The following is a 17022-nucleotide window of genomic DNA, read 5'->3' on the forward strand; positions in this document are numbered from 1 at the left end:
ACGGAGGTTTGGAAAATGTCTGAGAAAAAGAAAAGCTTAGAATTTAACATTATTAAAAACGATCCAACGGAAGGGCATGGCGGCTTTGGAGCGGGAAGCTTCAGTTTGGATAATGTTTCACCGGTGATCATTGATGTTGATGCAGGGGAAGCTTCCATTGAAATTGGGGCGATGCATGCAAGAAGCGCAGTGGAGCGCGGCATTAAATTTTTGAAAACAAAAGAAGAAGTGCCAAACGGAAAGCCATACTGGCTGATCTGGGTGACGATTGACAGAAAAGAAGATGGTCCTTATTTTGCAGGTGTTACTGCCTGTGAAATGACGGTTGACCGTTCCATTCGCAGAGGCTATAAGTCACTGCCGGAGCATGTAAACAGAATGGATAAATCAATGAAACATCATATCATCGTCGATCATATGGATGCGAAATCGAAAGAGATTTTAGCTCAATTCTTAAAAAAACATGATGAGTCTATGTGGGAAAGATCTTCAGATCAGCTAAAAAAAGATTTGCAAGGGTAAAAGGTAAAAAAGTCCATAAATTTGTCTAAATTGTGACAGTTTGTTGACGTACTTTTCGAAACACTTGCTCAATGGAAATAAAAAAAGTAAACTAATTTACAGTGCAGATGCACGGTATAGAACTAGGACACGAAAAACCTCAAGGATTATTTCCTTGAGGTTTTTCACATTTTTATCACATGTATACTTCTACCAGCGGAAAAATTTTCGGAACCACGGTACATCTTCCTCTGATCTCTCTTCCTTGTGATCATCTGGTTTCTGTTCAGATTCTTCATATTGAGGCAGGTGGGAAGAGCAATATTCAGTCGGCTCGGTCCCTGATACAAAGTAGGTGAGCCGTTTTACAGGACAATTCTGTGTAGCCAGCAGGCCTGATTCTGGCTCAATATAAACGCCAACTGTGCCTTTTGGCGATTTGAATCCTTTTACTGGCAATCCTTTATGCGCTTCCTCCATAAATTCAGCCCAAATATCTTTTGCATAGACTTTATCGGCCGCAAGCTCTATTTTCTGCCCCTGATCATAGCCTGTCCACACGGCTGTCACAAGCTGGGGTGAAAATCCAGCCATCCAGCTGTCTGTTTCTGTTGACCCTGATTTGCCGGCATAAGGTCGGGTCAGTTCATCACTCAAGGTGCTGCCGGTTACACTGGTATACCCATTTAATCTTCTATCAAATATGCCTGTCATCATATGGGCGGTAACAAAAGCCAGATCTGGCTTTAATATTTGCTCTGTCCTGTTTTTATTTTCATAGATGATTTCGCCCTTATGGTTTTCAACCTTGGTGATTAAAACAGGCGAGACATCTTTGCCGCCGTTTGCAAGCATGCTATAGGCGCCGGCAAGCTCAATTACCCGAATGCCCGAGGTTCCAAGGGCAAGGGATGGAACCTCAGCCATTTCAGATGAGATGCCGAATTTTTTCACGGTGTCTACAAGCGTATCTTCTCCTAAAAATAAGTGAGTTTTAACTGCATATATATTGTCCGAGAGAGCGAGTGCCTGCATCATCGTAATCTCGCCATCCGCATATTTGCTATTAAAATTATGCGGAGAATATTCGGCTCTCCCATCATCAAAACGGAAGGTGGTTGGCTCACTGCGAACCATCGTAGCAGGAGTAAAACCATTTTCTAGAGCTGCATAATAGAGAAGCGGCTTAATGGTAGAACCAGGCTGCCTTACCGCTTGTATGGCTCTGTTAAAAGAACTTTTTTCATAATCCCGGCCGCCAACCAATGCTTTTACATGGCCCGTTTTTGGATCCATCGCAACTAGTCCCGTTTGGATATCACTCTCAGAAGATAGGTTCTTTTCCACGGTATCTTCGGCCATTTTTTGCTGTTTTAGATCAAGTGTCGTATAAACCTTTAATCCACCTGTTTCAATGGTGCGTTCATCCAGCTTCAGCTGATTCTTTAATGCTGAGCGGACGGCATCCTGAAAGTACGGTGCGGTCTCCGTCTGGTTGTGAGGGTGCTCGCCAATAATAGTAATCTGTTCATTAAGTGCTGTTTCAATATCAGCTTTTTGAATGTAACCATCCTCATGCATGGTCGTTAAAATAATCTTTTGTCTCGATTTTGCTTTTTCAAGAGAGGATATGGGCGAATAAATGCTAGGCCCTTTCGGAATGCCTGCCAGCATGGAGGCCTCTGCAAGTGTAAGCTCACCAGTGTCCTTCCCAAAATAAAACTGGCTTGCTGCCTGTGCACCATACGCTCCATTTCCGTAATAAATGGTGTTTAAATAGCCTTCTAATATTTCATCTTTTGTATAATTCATTTCCAGGCGAATCGTATAAAACGCTTCTCTCAGCTTTCGTTTCCATGTTTTTTCATGAGCGAGAAAGAGATTGCGGGCATATTGCTGAGTGATGGTGCTTGCTCCTTGAACCTTTGCCATTGCTTTAAGATCAGCAAGAGCTGCACCGGCAATTCTTTTATAATCAAATCCGTTATGTTCATAAAAACTTTTATCCTCAATGGCAATGGTGGCACTGATCAGCTCTGGGCTCATGTCCTCCAGCCTTGCCCAATATCGCTTCTCTCCATTATGACTTTCGCCGATGACTGTCCCATCATCAGCCATAATTAAAGAAGATTGAGGCACTGTCAGCGGCGGCGGCCCGAGTACCTTTGCGTAGACTAAAATACCGATCACCAAAAGGATTGAAATCCCGAGCATAATGAGCGCCGCAAAAAATAAGGCACGCAAATATTTAAACGTTTTCCGAAACCGCTGATCCGTCATAATCTCCATTCAAGCCACCCCGCTTTCATCTTTGTATAAATTTCCACTTCTACTAGTATTTAAATAACTTTGTTATTTTAAACATGAATGTGTTAAAAATAATGCTTATTCCTGGACAGTCACTCATAAGATTTTTTTCTCTTGCATTTTCGCTAGAATCAACTATACTTTTTCTGATGTTTGTATTTATGCCTTTAGGGAACTATAAAGGTTGAATCTTTGTTTTCTACTAGAAGGAAAATACTTTTTTAATAAGAAAGGGTTGAATAAAATGGGTCTTTGGTTTACTGAGAAACAAACAGATCATTTTGGTATTACAATGAAAGTTAAGCGCACTTTACATACAGAACAGACAGATTTTCAAAAGCTAGATATGGTAGAGACAGAAGAATGGGGCAACATGCTTTTACTTGATGATATGGTCATGACTTCTGTGAAAGATGAATTCGTTTACCATGAGATGGTTGCGCATGTTCCATTATTCACACATCCAAATCCTGAAAACATTCTTGTAGTAGGCGGCGGTGACGGCGGCGTTATTCGTGAAGTGCTTAAGCATCCAAGCGTGAAAAAAGCTACACTTGTTGATATCGATGGAAAAGTAATCGAATACTCTAAAAAGTATCTGCCGGAAATTGCAGGCATGCTTGATGATCCTCGTGTGGATGTTCAAGTCGATGATGGCTTTATGCATATTGCCAATAGCGAAAATGAGTATGATGTCATCATGGTTGATTCAACTGAGCCTGTTGGCCCAGCTGTTAACTTATTTACAAAAGGCTTCTATGCAGGTATTTCAAAGGCATTAAAAGAAGACGGAATTTTTGTTGCACAATCAGATAATCCTTGGTTCAAAGCAGATTTAATCCGCGACGTTCAAAAGGATGTTAAAGAAATTTTCCCAATCACACGCCTTTACACAGCAAACATTCCAACATATCCAAGCGGAATGTGGGCATTTACAGTCGGTTCTAAAAAGCATGATCCATTAGAAGTAAGCGAAGAGCGCTTCCATGAGATTGAAACGAAATATTACACGAAGGAGCTTCATAAAGCTGCATTCGTATTGCCTAAATTTGTACAAGATCTAGTGAAATAATAGAAGGAAGCAGGCTCATGCCTGCTTTTATACATAAAGCGAGGGATTAAAGACATGCGTTTTGATGAAGCTTATTCTGGTAATGTGTTTATTAAAAGTCACCCGAATTACGAGGAAAGCGAAGCGGTATTATACGGAATGCCGATGGATTGGACAGTCAGCTATCGCCCAGGTTCACGCTTTGGCCCAGCGCGCATACGCGAGGTATCAATTGGACTTGAAGAATATAGTGCATACCTTGACCGTGAACTAGAGGAAGTAAAATACTTTGATGCAGGCGATATTCCGCTTCCATTCGGAAATCCGCAAAAAAGCATTGAGATGATCGAGGAATATGTCGATGGACTTTTAAAAGACGGCAAGTTTCCACTTGGCATCGGCGGTGAGCATCTCGTTTCATGGCCTGTTATTAAGGCAATGTATAAAAAGTATCCTGACCTGGCGATTATTCACATGGACGCTCATACTGACCTTCGCGATGATTATGAAGGCGAGCCTTTATCTCACTCAACACCGATCAAAAAGGCAGCACAGTTAATCGGCCCTCAAAATGTATACTCCTTTGGCATCCGTTCCGGAATGAAAGAGGAATTTCAATGGGCAAAGGAAGCTGGCATGCACATTTCAAAATTCGAAGTGCTTGAGCCTTTAAAAGAAATTCTGCCTAAGCTGGCTGGCCGTCCGGTATACGTAACAATCGATATTGACGTGCTTGATCCAGCTCATGCTCCTGGAACAGGAACAGTTGATGCAGGCGGCATCACCTCTCGTGAACTGCTCGCATCCATTCATGAAATTGCCCGTTCTGAAGTAAATGTTGTCGGCGCTGACCTTGTAGAAGTAGCTCCGATTTACGATCACTCAGAACAAACAGCAAATACAGCAAGCAAACTTCTGCGTGAGATGATTCTTGGGTGGATTCAGAAATAAGAAATGAACGGAGGCGATGGTCTCCGTTTTTTTGTACTTTAAAGGATTCAGCATTCTAGAACTAATGAAATAAGTGAAAATAGGGTAAAATGCATTATTAGTAGCAATTCTAGGTGGTGAACGAGCCTTTTTTGTACTATACTAAAAAGGTTATCCAAGAAATATAAGCAAAGGAAGTGTAAGAATGGCGAATCTTCCTGCAGAGCAAATGCTGGTAAAAATAAACGTAAAGACGGTTATCCGAGACCGTGGCGAAAAGCAAACCTTCGATCTGACAGCCTTTGGCCGCTTTCATCAAAAAGGAGAAGCACACTTTTTGCAATATGATGAAAACATGGAAGCTGGCACGGCAAAAACGATTATTAAAATGGGCGATCAAGATGGGGTCATTTTAAGAAGCGGCGCTGTCAAAATGCGCTTGCCATTTCGGCTTAACAAGAAAATGAGAGGCAGCTATGAACTGCCATATGGCACTCTTGAGATGTTAACCACAACGAAGAGATTTGACCATACATATAATGAAACAACAAAACAAGGCTCGATTGAGCTTCTATATGAGTTGAAAACACAAGGTGCGAATACAGGCACTTATCATCTAAAGATTACGTTTGAGGAGGATGCAAAGTGAATATAGTCGAACAAGTTCAAAGTAAGTTAAAAGAAGAAATTGAAGCGGCGGTTGTGAAAGCAGGTCTGGCAGAAAAAGAGCAGATTCCCGCTGTTGTTTTAGAAACACCAAAGGAAAAAGCTCATGGGGATTACTCCACAAATATGGCAATGCAGCTTGCGCGTTTGGCCAAAAAAGCACCGCGTGTGATCGCTGAAGAACTAATCAAAAGCTTTGATCAATCGAAGGCTTCTATTAAAAAGATGGAGATTGCGGGCCCAGGTTTTATCAATTTTTACATGGACAATAGTTATCTAACGAACCTCATTCCAACAGTTTTGGAAGCTGGAAGCAGCTATGGGAAAACAGCAACAGGCAATGGCCAGAAGGTTCAAGTCGAGTTCGTTTCTGCAAACCCGACAGGAGATCTGCATCTTGGACATGCCCGCGGTGCAGCAGTAGGTGACTCTCTAAGCAACATCCTGCAAAAAGCAGGCTATGAAGTATCAAGAGAGTATTATATTAATGATGCCGGCAACCAAATCAACAACCTGGCACTATCTGTTGAAGCACGTTATTTCCAGGCTCTAGGCTTAGAAAAAGAAATGCCGGCGGATGGATATCACGGCGAAGACATCGTTGGCATTGGGAAAAAGCTTGCTGAAGAATATGGCCACAAATATGTTGAGGCAGATGAGAAAGAGCGTTTTGACTTCTTCCGCACATACGGCTTGAAATATGAAATGGAAAAGTTAAAAAATGACCTGGAAGATTTCCGTGTTCCATTTGATGTCTGGTATTCAGAAACATCCTTATACCATAATGGGAAAATTGATGTTGCTCTTGATGCGCTAAAACAGAACGGTCATATTTATGAAGAAGACGGTGCGACATGGTTCCGCTCTACCACTTTTGGTGATGATAAAGACCGCGTTTTAATTAAAAATGACGGCTCTTATACGTATTTAACACCAGATATTGCTTATCACAAAGACAAGCTCGAGCGCGGTTTTGAAAAGCTGATTAATATTTGGGGAGCAGACCACCATGGCTATATCCCTCGTATGAAAGCAGCGATTCAGGCATTAGGCTATGACAAAGATGCTCTGGAAGTAGAAATCATTCAGCTTGTTCATTTATACAAAAACGGCGAAAAAATGAAAATGAGCAAACGTACAGGTAAAGCTGTTACCATGCGTGATCTGGTAGAAGAAGTTGGATTAGATGCAACTCGTTACTTCTTTGCGATGAGAAGTGCTGATACGCACCTTGATTTTGATTTGGATCTTGCTGTTTCACAATCAAATGAAAATCCAGTGTACTATGCGCAATATGCTCACGCACGGATTTCAAGCATTCTGCGTCAAGGCAGTGAGCAAGGTTTCGAATTCGATCACCAAGCTGACTTTTCATTAATTGAAGCCGAAAAAGAAATGGACGTATTGAAAAAGATCGGTGAATTCCCGCAAGCCGTTTCCGAGGCAGCGTTAAGACGCACACCGCACAGAATCACCAACTATATTTTTGACCTAGCTTCTACTTTCCACAGCTTCTATAATGCTGAAAAAGTACTGGATGCTGAACAGCCGGAAAGAACAAAAGCTAGACTGGCACTTATTAAAGCAGTCCAAACCACATTAAAAAATGCACTTGCATTAATCGGTGTTTCTGCACCGGAAAAAATGTAAGTACAGTTTGTCCCCCCTGCGAAAGAGCAGGGGGATTTTTTATATGCTTGCTAAAATAGCGTTTGATAGGAAAGCCGTTCAGTTTGATAGCAAAACCATTATTTTTGATAGGAAAGCTGGAGAATTTGATAGGAAATTGCTTAAATTTGATAGGAAAGTACTTATTTTTGATAGGAACACGATCCAGGCTAAAAGGGAGTAACTTCTGTAATCACTAAAATCCGGGGATTGATCGAAAAAACGGCGTAAATGACTGAAAACTGGTTCAAAAAGACCGAAAAGCAAACCAAATTGGCCGAAAAACTTTGGGGAATGATCGAAAGCATGTCCAATTAATGAATAAGGCAGCAGATTTAAGCGGTAACAGCCCACTTAATGTCGAGAAACAAAAAGTCCAGAATAAAATCGCCGAAATCCCAACTGATATCTAAGGTGGCAATTAGTTTTAATTCTTTACAACCAACCGTGTGACTACGCAAAGTCACCTTCAACTCCTCTTGTCTAAATTCTCTCCATATATTATTTTCATTAAGGGAAATACTATCAAAAATGGATGTTACTAGAGGAGGATTACGATGAAAATTGTCATTTTAGCTACACTTACCGGTTTTTTAGTAGGATTTCTTTTTGCGCTATTAAAGTTGCCGATTCCAGCACCGCCGGCTTTACCGGGGGTTATGGGGATAGTGGGTATTTATTTAGGCTTTAAAGCGTTTGAAGTGATTGCGCCATGGTTTCAGGAATTAATGAAATAGAAAAAGCGGCCGGGGGCCGCTTTTATTTCCATTCTACTGCTCCGCCAGATGTTCTTTTTACCCCTCTAATTTTACTGATATCCTCAATCAGCTTTAATACAGCCTGATCTTTTGCTTTCGCTTCAATCATAAAATCAACATCCACATTCAAATCATGAAGAACGTTCAGCAGCGGTTTTAAAAATTCAACATCAACAAAGTCCGCATGGGAGCGGAAGGCTTTTTCATTTTTAGGGGAGGAAATATGGATTTTGGGAGGCTGTCCGGTATATTCCCAAGTTGCAAAGGTGCGCGGCAGGAACTCTTCTAGCGTCAATTCTCCAAGGTTGGCCATGTGATGATGATAATCAAAGACAAACGGAACGCTTTCTCTTTCACAGGTTAGCAAAGTTTCGTCCGTATTATACGTTTTATCATCGTTTTCCAGCGTCATCTGCTTCTTAATGTGCAGCGGCAGCTCTTTCAGATTTTCATAAAAGCGATCAATCGTTTTTTCTTTGTCACCATAAGAACCGCCAATATGAATATTGATATAGCTCTGCTGTGCCAGTCCCATTGCTTCAAACATCCGATAATGATATTCCATGTCCTTGACCGCATTGGCTGTTACTTCTTCGCGCGGAGAAGTAAAAAGCGTAAACTGATTGGGGTGAAAGCTGACCCGCAATTGATGATCCTTGACAAGCTGTCCGATTTCTAACCAGCTGTCCCGAAAAGGCGTGGTAAAATCCCACATTACCTCAGGATGTGTAGCCAGCGGAACAATCGAACTGGACATTCGGTATATTTCCAGCTGATGAGCAATATTATAATGCAGCATCCGTTTCGTATTGGCTAAATTGGCTGCCGTAACGGAAAGTAATTTTTCCTTTCGTTCTTCCTTGCCGAGCTGTGAATAGCGGGCAAAGGTTAATGCCTTTGAAGGGGAGGAGTCCCATAGGCTAATCGCTGTTGATACATAGCCAAATCTAATTTTCATGTAAAACACCTGCTTTTTCTATACACCTTATGCCATGTGTACCATGGCTTCCGCTTCCTTTAAAGGAAACTGGCAACACTGCGTGCGATTGTTTCTTTAAATAGGGTAGCTGGATTGAGCGTATTTAGTTCTTTTAACGTTACCCGTTTTGAGTTCGAGATATCCTTCTTCAAAACATCCTTAACCATTTTAATAAATGCTTCATCAAAAATATAGCAATTGATTTCTTCGTTTAAAAATAAGCTTCTTTTGTCCAGGTTGGCTGTTCCAATATCGCATATGCTCTCGTCAACGACCATGACTTTTGCATGGTAAAAACCATGTAAATACTCGTAAACATATGCACCTTCTTTAATCAGTTTTCGCAGGTGCTGAAAAGAAGCTTCCTTAACAAGCAGATGGTCTGTTTTTTTAGGCACAAGTATGTGAATATCTACGCCCCTCTTCAAAGCATGGCAAAGATCATCCATCAGTCTTTTGCTTGGAATAAAATAAGGTGTGCCGATGATGATTGAAGATTGAGCCTTTCTGATTAAAGCAGAAAAACTTCCTTCTAAATAAACGCCATCTGTCGGCAGGATCTGATGGTGGATTGGTCCCTTAGACAATTGCGGATAATAGATCGAATTACTTAATAAATTTGTTTTCGTTGCTTTATGCCAATCCTTTAGAAAGCCTTGCTGCAGATCCTGTACACCTTCATTTGTGATTTTTAAATGATAATCACGCCAAGGTGAGAGCTTTGGATCGTTGTTCATGTATTCCTTGCCAATATTAAATCCGCCGATATAGCCTGTTTTTCCATCGATAACGGTAATTTTACGATGGTTGCGTGTTTGAGAGGAGTAAAATAAAAAAGGAGGCTTTGGCGCGTTAGCATATGAAAATTGTATTCCTTGGCTCTTCAGCATTGGAACGACGTTCTTGCGAAGAGGAAAGCTGCCGACCCAATCGAGTAACACCCTAATTTCTACTCCTTCTCTCGCTTTGTCACATAAAATGCCAAAAAACTCCTTGCTGATTTCATCATCTTTTACAATATAAAACATCACATGAATATGTTGTTTCGCTGTTCGCATTCCAGTAAAAAGATCCGTGTAGAGTTCAAGACCTGATGTAAATAATTGAATTTCGCTTTCACGTGTAATTGGATCGAACATCTCCGTCTTTTTTTTATGTGCTTTTTTACCGAGCTGAAAATCAATAACGATCCAGACGATTAAAACTAGGCAAACCAATAAAATCGTTTGAAGTATAGTCAATAGCATCAGCTCCTTAAGCGTTTCTCTATAGTATCTCCGCAAATAACATTTCTATCATAGAGGAATTATTATCGAGAAAATTGCATTTATTTATTGACTGAATGCTCATTCATTATATATGATAGGACTAAGTATAAATTCAGAAAATTAGATATTTAACTGAAAATAGGAAGGAGATTATCATGAACGGTTTGCTTTGGCTCAATCTGATTGCATTTGTTTTTGTAACCGCTTACGCAATAGGGTTGTTTGTGTATGTCATTAGAACAAGGATACAGTATATCAAGCTTGGGAAAAAGGTGGAGTTTGACAACAATATTAAAGAGCGAATGAACAAAATTTGGGTCAATGTGTTTGGTCAGAAGAAATTACTGAAGGATAAGAAAAGCGGCATCATCCATGTCATGTTTTTCTATGGATTTATTCTTGTCCAATTCGGAGCCATTGATTTCATTATAAAAGGAATTAAACCTGGTGCACATTTGCCGCTTGGACCGCTATATCCAGGTTTTACGTTTTTCCAGGAAATCGTGACATTCATGATCCTCATTGCGGTTGTATGGGCATTTTACCGCAGATACATTGAAAAACTCGTTCGTTTAAAAAGAGGATTAAAATCTGGTTTAGTATTAATTTTTATAGGCGGATTAATGCTTTCAGTGCTATTGGGAAATGGGATGAGTTTAATCTGGCATGGACATGATCCAGTATGGACAGAACCAATCGCATCTCTATTTGCCATCGCATTCTCATGGATAGGTGAGACAGCTTCCATTGCAGTTTTCTATGCTGCCTGGTGGATGCATTTGTTATTCTTGCTCGCATTCCTTGTATATGTGCCGCAATCAAAGCATGCTCATTTAATTGCTGGTCCTGTCAATGTTTATTTTAACCGTCTTGAAAACCCTGGCAAGCTGCAGAAGATTGATTTTGAAGATGAATCACAAGAGAGCTTTGGTGTTGGGAAAATTGAAGACTTTACACAGCATCAGATGATTGACTTCTATGCATGTGTAGAATGCGGACGCTGTACGAATATGTGTCCGGCCACAGGAACAGGGAAAATGCTGTCACCGATGGATCTCATTTTGAAGCTGCGTGATCATCTGACAAATCACGGTGCAGCGGTTACACAGAAGCAGCCATGGGTGCCAACATTCGCATTTTCGAATACGAAAGGAAATCAGCTTGCACTTGCTGCTGCAGGACAAGGAGCAGAAGAAGCGGCTGCCGGCCTTGCATATAGCCCGAGCCTAATTGGCGAGGTTATTACAGAGGAAGAAATCTGGGCGTGTACAACATGCCGCAACTGTGAGGATCAATGTCCGGTAATGAATGAGCACGTGGATAAGATCATCGATTTAAGACGTTATTTAGTATTAACTGAAGGAAAAATGGACGCAGATGCACAGCGGGCCATGACGAATATCGAACGTCAGGGCAATCCTTGGGGACTGAACCGCAAGGAAAAAGAAGACTGGAGAGAAGCACGTGAGGATGTACATGTGCCAACAGTCAAGGAAATGAAAAAAGCAGGCGAAGAGTTTGAGTATTTATTCTGGGTTGGATCCATGGGTTCTTATGACAACCGCAGTCAAAAAATTGCGCTATCATTTGCGAAGCTTTTAAACGAAGCAGGCGTCAAATTTGCCATTCTCGGCAACAAGGAAAAGAACTCTGGAGATACACCAAGAAGACTTGGAAATGAATTTCTATTCCAAGAGATGGCTGTAAAAAATATAGAGGAATTTGAGAAAAACGAAGTGAAAAAAATAGTTACAATTGATCCGCATGCCTATAACATTTTTAAAAATGAATATCCAGATTTCGGTTTACAGGCAGAGGTTTATCACCATACAGAACTGCTGGCAAAACTTGTGGAAGAGGGAAGGCTGCAGCCAATCTTCGAGGTGAATGAGACCATTACCTTCCATGATTCCTGTTACTTAGGACGTTATAACGAGGTATACGATCCGCCGCGTGAGATCTTAAAGGCAATCCCCGGTGTTAAGCTCATTGAAATGGAAAGAAATCGTGATACTGGCATGTGCTGCGGTGCAGGAGGAGGTTTGATGTGGATGGAAGAAGAAACAGGCCATCGCGTCAACGTTGCTCGTACCGAACAAGCACTGGCCGTGAACCCTTCAGTCATCAGCTCGGGGTGTCCGTATTGCCTGACGATGCTGTCTGACGGAACAAAAGCGAAGGAAGTAGAAGAACAGGTACACACATATGATGTGGCAGAGATTTTGGAGAAGGCTGTGATCGGTGAAAAAGAGGAGCTTGCTTCTTAAAGAAATAGATACTGAGATCCAGCTAAGATAAATTTCTCTTTGCTGGATCTAACTTTAATTTTATACAGGAACACAAATTCAAGCCTATTTTATATCTGATAGTACAAGCACCCTATCGTTACCTTCTTGGTGGAATATTATGTCATCAAGGAGGTGAATATTATGTGTTTATGCAATTGGTTAAACCCAAAAGATCATTGTAAAGACTGTGCTTGCAAGCTCTTAGCAAAATCAGGACCAGGCTGGTACCGTATTCTTCTAAAAGGGGACGAGTTCCTGACTGTTGGGCTAAATCAGGAATTCTGGTTCTCAGGCGTTATCGACAAAAATGGCTGTGCTTTGTTTTATTATTGGCTGCCGGCAGGTTCAGGATTTGAATTGAACGAGCTTTTCCTAGACTGTGACTGCATTTGCGGACTAAGCAAAGTGGTGCCAATTCCGCCGCCACCGACACCAGGGGATTGCGGTTGTAGAACATCTCGCCAATCGGGTATGAATTTTAATATTACAAGAGGTAATGGTGCCAACTTCACAACGATAATGGTTAATGGAACCACTTTACCAAGAAATAGACATGGTAGGATCAATTATAATGGTCATACATGTGAAGGATGTAGGGATGACAATGAATTTACTTTAACGTATAGTGGATCTCCAGGATTGTCTGTTCCATTTGTATTTGAAGCAACCAACTTTAATGATATCCCTAGTTGTCCTGGTGGAAGTGTAGTAATAACTGGTACAGGGGAAATTACATTTAATGACCCTACTCAGCCTGTGCCTGCAACTTTTACGCTGACTCTAGTAGATGACATGAGTATATCGGTAACAATTACCGCAACTAACTTCTCATTTAGTGCTACCACAACTAATATTGGAAACGGCCAGTTAGTAGTACGCAACTGCTCTTGATAATTAGTAGTGAAAGTTTGGTTTTTGCATTAACCTTCGAATCTTGGACAAAAGCAGCAAGTTTTCTTGGCACGCCGTCATGGCGTGCTTTCTTCATTTACTAACAAAGAACTGAGAAGCTAGGTAAAAACAATAACGCATAATATTAGATGCCTGGTACAAGCAACTTTTAAGGAACTTATGATAGCTATTAGCAGATTGAGGTTTTAACAACAAGAGCGAAAATACTCTTTATATCAGCTGATGATAGTAAACTAATAATTTTCAAGAAAATTAAGTAAAGTATTTCAATTCTAATAACTTTTAAGGTAAAATAGAATAAAATTAAAGCGCTTTCAAAATGTAGGCTATCAACATCCCAAAAAGGCAATAAACATCCTTTTTATCAGAAGCCTTTTTACAGCTATAAATTGAGTGAGCGTTCAGTCATTATGTGGATTCCGATGAATCAGCCAAAATCAAATAAAAAAAGGAGCGAACAAACATGGGGAAAACCGTTATTTTAGCAGGAGTCAGAACACCTTTTGGAAAGTTTGCTGGAGGTTTAAGCAGTTTAACAGCATCAGATTTAGGGGGCGTTGCGATCAGGGAGGCTTTGATACGGGCAGATGTGAGTCCAGCGGATGTCGGTGAGGTGATTCTTGGAACGGTGCTTCAAGGAGGACAGGGGCAGATTCCTTCCCGCCAGGCTGCCAGAAAAGCCGGATTGCCTTGGGATGTAAAGACGGAAACGATTAACAAGGTGTGTGCATCAGGTATGAGAAGTGTGACACTCGGCGACCAGATCATTCGTGCTGGAGATGAAGAGGTCATTGTAGCTGGCGGAATGGAGTCCATGAGCAATGCGCCATATCTCCTGCCAAAAGCGAGATGGGGTTTACGAATGGGGGATGGAACTGTTCAGGATTCGATGATCAGTGATGGACTTAGCTGCAGTTTTACAGGTGCACATATGGGCACGTATGGAAATAGTACAGCGGAAGAATTGGAAATCAGCCGTGAAGAGCAGGATCAGTGGGCATTAAGAAGCCACGAACGGGCAATTGAAGCCATAGCTTCCGGAAAACTTGGCGAGGAAATCATATCGGTCGAGGTTCCGCAGCGTAAAGGCGAACCAGTTATGATGTCAGAGGATGAATCGCCGCGAAAGGATACTTCGCTTGAACGGCTATCTAAGCTTGGATCTGCGTTTGGTCACGGAGGCACGATTACTGCTGGAAATGCACCGGGAGTCAATGACGGAGCAGCCGCTTTAGTGCTCATGAGCGAGGAAAGAGCACAAAAAGAAGGAAAAAAAATCGGCGCATACATTCTTGGACATACAGCATTGGCTGTTGAAGCAAAGGATTTTCCGCAAACACCAGGTCTTGTAATCAATCAATTGCTTCAAAAGACAGGTCATAGTCTGGAAGATATTGATCTGTTTGAAATTAACGAAGCCTTTGCAGCTGTAGCCTTGGCGAGCAAGAAGATCGCAGGTTTGGATGAAAATAAAGTCAATGTTAACGGCGGAGCAGTTGCACTTGGACATCCGATTGGTGCGAGCGGGACGAGAATTATTTTAACACTTTTGCATGAACTGCAGAGAAGGGGCGGCGGCATCGGAATCGCAGCCATTTGCAGCGGCGGCGGCCAAGGAGATGCCATCATGATTGAAGTTCCAAAATCGTAAAAGATGGGGGAGTAATGATGAAGATTGAAAAAATTATGGTCATTGGTGCAGGGCAAATGGGCTCAGGTATTGCACAGGTGTGCGCTGCAGCTGGCTACGAGGTCATTTTAAATGATTTAACCGACGATCACCTTGACCGCGGCATGACAGGAATACAAAAGAACTTATCTCGTCAGGTCAGCAAAGGAAAACTGGCCGAAGAAGAATTGAACACCATTTTAAACAAACTTACCGTATCTACGGATATTGCAGATGCCAAGGAATGTGACCTGATTATTGAAGCGGCTGTTGAAAATATGGAGATTAAATCGCGAATTTTTAAACAGCTGGACGAATGGGCACCATCACATGCCATATTAGCAAGCAATACATCCTCTTTGCCGATTACAGAAATTGCAGCCAGTACAAATCGCCCGGAAAAGGTCATTGGCATGCATTTTATGAATCCCGTACCGGTCATGAAGCTGGTTGAAATTATCCGCGGATTGGCGACAGCGGACGATGTATATGAAGAGATTGAAGCTGTAACACACAGGCTGAAAAAAGTGCCGGTTGAAGTCAATGACTTTCCTGGGTTCGTCTCAAATCGTGTGCTTATGCCGATGATTAATGAAGCCATTTTTACACTGTATGAGGGAGTCGCTGAAAAAGAAGCCATTGATGAGGTGATGAAGCTTGGCATGAATCATCCGATGGGACCGCTCACACTTGCTGATTTTATCGGCTTAGATACTTGCCTGTATATTATGGAAACGCTTCATGAAGGCTTTGGGGATGACAAATACCGGCCATGTCCGCTGCTGAGAAAATATGTGAAGGCAGGCTGGCTCGGCAAAAAAACGGGCCGCGGCTTTTATGAATACAATTAATTCAATGTGAGCATCTGGGAGGAACGAATGATGGATTTAAGATTCTCTGAAGAGCAGGAAATGATGAGGGTGATGGTACGTGACTTTGCGCAAAAGGAAATCGCCCCTTTTGTTGAGCAAATGGAGAGCGGTTTCTTTCCTCGCGATATCCTTAATAAAATGGGTGAGTTAGGCCTAATGGGCATCCCTATTCCTGAAGAATACGGCGGATCAGGAATGGATTTTGTTTCATACATTACTGCGATTCATGAAATTTCTAAGGTGAGTGCAACGGTAGGAGTGATTCTATCTGTCCACACTTCTGTAGGAACGAACCCGATCCTTTATTTTGGAACAGAAGAGCAAAAGCAGAAATATGTCACCAAGCTTGCATCCGGACAATATTTAGGTGCGTTCTGCCTGACAGAGCCAAACGCAGGCTCTGATGCTGCGGCATTAAAATCAAAAGCCATTAGAAACGGAGATCATTATATCGTAAATGGTTCGAAAGTTTTTATAACAAACGGCGGCGAAGCGGATGTTTATATTGTTTTTGCTTCTACTAACCCTGCACTCGGCAGTAAGGGCATTTCGGCTTTTATTGTTGAAAAAAATACTCCTGGCTTTGTGATTGGCAAAGATGAGAAAAAGATGGGGCTTCATGGTTCAAGGACTGTTCAAATAAGCTTTGAAGATATGAAAGTGCCAGTGGAAAATCTGCTCGGGCAAGAAGGAGAAGGATTTAAGATCGCTCTTGCCAACCTCGATGCTGGCCGTATTGGAATTGCTGCGCAATCGCTTGGTATTGCAGAAGCAGCCTTAGAAGCTGCCATAGCATATGCCGCTGAACGCCAGCAATTCGGCAAAACCATTGCAGCACAGCAGGGAATTGGTTTCAAGCTCGCCGATATGTCAACGAGTGTTGAAGCATCTAAACTATTAATCTATCGTGCTGCACAGATGCGCCAGCATGGAGAGAAATGCGGGAAAGAAGCGTCCATGGCAAAGCTGTTTTCATCAAAAACAGCGATGGAAGTGACTACAGAGGCCATCCAAGTTTTCGGAGGCTATGGCTATACAGAGGACTATCCTGTCGAGCGTTATTTCCGGGATGCCAAGATAACAGAAATATATGAAGGTACTAGTGAGATTCAGCGGATTGTGATCAGCAAAAACCTTTAGTGAATGGAGAAGG

At 41.8% G+C, this 17022-nt stretch carries 15 protein-coding genes; 12 read left to right on the forward strand and 3 right to left on the reverse strand.

The window, feature by feature from the left end; genetic code table 11:
- Nucleotides 1-15: 15 nt before the first annotated feature.
- Entirely contained in the window at nucleotides 16-522 is a 507-nt protein-coding gene (locus A6754_RS02190) for a YwhD family protein (protein ID WP_066442258.1), read from the forward strand.
- Nucleotides 523-711: 189 nt separating this feature from the next.
- Here A6754_RS02190 and A6754_RS02195 read toward each other — a convergent pair whose 3' ends face one another.
- Nucleotides 712-2790 (reverse strand): transglycosylase domain-containing protein, encoded by a 2079-nt coding sequence (locus A6754_RS02195; RefSeq protein WP_066442260.1) that lies wholly within the window; start codon nucleotides 2788-2790, stop codon nucleotides 712-714.
- Nucleotides 2791-3052: 262 nt separating this feature from the next.
- On the opposite strand from A6754_RS02195, the gene speE reads away from it, so the two are divergent.
- The 6 genes from speE (at nucleotide 3053) to A6754_RS02220 (ending at nucleotide 7860) form a co-directional block, all read left to right on the forward strand.
- Complete coding sequence (gene speE, locus A6754_RS02200) at nucleotides 3053-3880, forward strand: spermidine synthase (protein WP_066442262.1); 828 nt, start codon at nucleotides 3053-3055, stop codon at nucleotides 3878-3880.
- A gap of 54 nt (nucleotides 3881-3934) precedes the next feature.
- The gene (gene speB / locus A6754_RS02205) at nucleotides 3935-4810 is read left to right on the forward strand and encodes an agmatinase (RefSeq protein ID WP_066442264.1); all 876 of its coding nucleotides are present in this window, start codon (nucleotides 3935-3937) and stop codon (nucleotides 4808-4810) included.
- 184 nt (nucleotides 4811-4994) lie between these two features.
- Entirely contained in the window at nucleotides 4995-5438 is a 444-nt protein-coding gene (locus A6754_RS02210; protein WP_066442265.1) for a YwiB family protein, read from the forward strand.
- Nucleotides 5435-7105: an arginine--tRNA ligase gene (gene argS, locus A6754_RS02215; RefSeq protein ID WP_066442270.1), complete on the forward strand. Its 1671-nt coding sequence runs from the start codon at nucleotides 5435-5437 to the stop codon at nucleotides 7103-7105. Before A6754_RS02210 ends, argS begins: the two co-directional genes overlap by 4 nt.
- 43 nt (nucleotides 7106-7148) lie before the next feature.
- Entirely contained in the window at nucleotides 7149-7307 is a 159-nt protein-coding gene (locus A6754_RS22635) for a hypothetical protein (protein WP_156495663.1), read from the forward strand.
- Between the two features lie 373 nt (nucleotides 7308-7680).
- Nucleotides 7681-7860 (forward strand): XapX domain-containing protein, encoded by a 180-nt coding sequence (locus tag A6754_RS02220; protein ID WP_066442272.1) that lies wholly within the window; start codon nucleotides 7681-7683, stop codon nucleotides 7858-7860.
- 22 nt (nucleotides 7861-7882) lie between these two features.
- On the opposite strand, the gene uvsE is transcribed toward A6754_RS02220, so the two are convergent.
- The gene (gene uvsE / locus A6754_RS02225) at nucleotides 7883-8839 is read right to left on the reverse strand and encodes a UV DNA damage repair endonuclease UvsE (RefSeq protein ID WP_066442274.1); all 957 of its coding nucleotides are present in this window, start codon (nucleotides 8837-8839) and stop codon (nucleotides 7883-7885) included.
- 59 nt (nucleotides 8840-8898) lie between these two features.
- Nucleotides 8899-10107 carry a cardiolipin synthase gene (gene cls / locus A6754_RS02230; RefSeq protein WP_066442276.1) on the reverse strand — a complete coding sequence of 403 codons (1209 nt, stop codon included), beginning with the start codon at nucleotides 10105-10107 and terminating at the stop codon, nucleotides 8899-8901.
- A gap of 176 nt (nucleotides 10108-10283) precedes the next feature.
- On the opposite strand from cls, the gene A6754_RS02235 reads away from it, so the two are divergent.
- The 5 genes from A6754_RS02235 to A6754_RS02255 all read left to right on the forward strand — a co-directional run bounded on the left by A6754_RS02235 (nucleotide 10284) and on the right by A6754_RS02255 (nucleotide 17009).
- On the forward strand, nucleotides 10284-12395 hold the full coding sequence (locus A6754_RS02235) for a 4Fe-4S dicluster domain-containing protein (RefSeq protein WP_066442277.1): 2112 nt from the start codon (nucleotides 10284-10286) through the stop codon (nucleotides 12393-12395).
- 162 nt (nucleotides 12396-12557) lie between these two features.
- A complete protein-coding gene (locus tag A6754_RS02240) occupies nucleotides 12558-13307 on the forward strand; it encodes a hypothetical protein (RefSeq protein ID WP_066442279.1) in 750 nt (249 codons plus the stop codon).
- Between the two features lie 484 nt (nucleotides 13308-13791).
- The gene (locus tag A6754_RS02245; protein ID WP_066442280.1) at nucleotides 13792-14979 is read left to right on the forward strand and encodes an acetyl-CoA C-acetyltransferase; all 1188 of its coding nucleotides are present in this window, start codon (nucleotides 13792-13794) and stop codon (nucleotides 14977-14979) included.
- A 17-nt stretch (nucleotides 14980-14996) separates the two neighbouring features.
- The gene (locus A6754_RS02250) at nucleotides 14997-15848 is read left to right on the forward strand and encodes a 3-hydroxybutyryl-CoA dehydrogenase (RefSeq protein ID WP_066442282.1); all 852 of its coding nucleotides are present in this window, start codon (nucleotides 14997-14999) and stop codon (nucleotides 15846-15848) included.
- A gap of 30 nt (nucleotides 15849-15878) precedes the next feature.
- A complete protein-coding gene (locus tag A6754_RS02255; RefSeq protein ID WP_066442283.1) occupies nucleotides 15879-17009 on the forward strand; it encodes an acyl-CoA dehydrogenase in 1131 nt (376 codons plus the stop codon).
- The last annotated feature ends 13 nt before the right edge of the window (nucleotides 17010-17022 follow it).

Source organism: Cytobacillus gottheilii, assembly GCF_001636345.1.
GTDB classification, from domain to species: domain Bacteria; phylum Bacillota; class Bacilli; order Bacillales; family Cytobacillaceae; genus Cytobacillus; species Cytobacillus gottheilii.

Bases quoted from the DNA above. Each gene is read 5' to 3' on its own strand.
- A6754_RS02190 (WP_066442258.1), top strand. From the start codon at position 16: ATGTCTGAGAAAAAGAAAAGCTTAGAATTTAACATTATTAAAAACGAT.
- A6754_RS02195 (WP_066442260.1), bottom strand. From the start codon at position 2,790: ATGGAGATTATGACGGATCAGCGGTTTCGGAAAACGTTTAAATATTTG.
- speE (WP_066442262.1), top strand. From the start codon at position 3,053: ATGGGTCTTTGGTTTACTGAGAAACAAACAGATCATTTTGGTATTACA.
- speB (WP_066442264.1), top strand. From the start codon at position 3,935: ATGCGTTTTGATGAAGCTTATTCTGGTAATGTGTTTATTAAAAGTCAC.
- A6754_RS02210 (WP_066442265.1), top strand. From the start codon at position 4,995: ATGGCGAATCTTCCTGCAGAGCAAATGCTGGTAAAAATAAACGTAAAG.
- A6754_RS22635 (WP_156495663.1), top strand. From the start codon at position 7,149: ATGCTTGCTAAAATAGCGTTTGATAGGAAAGCCGTTCAGTTTGATAGC.
- A6754_RS02220 (WP_066442272.1), top strand. From the start codon at position 7,681: ATGAAAATTGTCATTTTAGCTACACTTACCGGTTTTTTAGTAGGATTT.
- uvsE (WP_066442274.1), bottom strand. From the start codon at position 8,839: ATGAAAATTAGATTTGGCTATGTATCAACAGCGATTAGCCTATGGGAC.
- cls (WP_066442276.1), bottom strand. From the start codon at position 10,107: ATGCTATTGACTATACTTCAAACGATTTTATTGGTTTGCCTAGTTTTA.
- A6754_RS02235 (WP_066442277.1), top strand. From the start codon at position 10,284: ATGAACGGTTTGCTTTGGCTCAATCTGATTGCATTTGTTTTTGTAACC.
- A6754_RS02240 (WP_066442279.1), top strand. From the start codon at position 12,558: ATGTGTTTATGCAATTGGTTAAACCCAAAAGATCATTGTAAAGACTGT.
- A6754_RS02245 (WP_066442280.1), top strand. From the start codon at position 13,792: ATGGGGAAAACCGTTATTTTAGCAGGAGTCAGAACACCTTTTGGAAAG.
- A6754_RS02250 (WP_066442282.1), top strand. From the start codon at position 14,997: ATGAAGATTGAAAAAATTATGGTCATTGGTGCAGGGCAAATGGGCTCA.
- A6754_RS02255 (WP_066442283.1), top strand. From the start codon at position 15,879: ATGGATTTAAGATTCTCTGAAGAGCAGGAAATGATGAGGGTGATGGTA.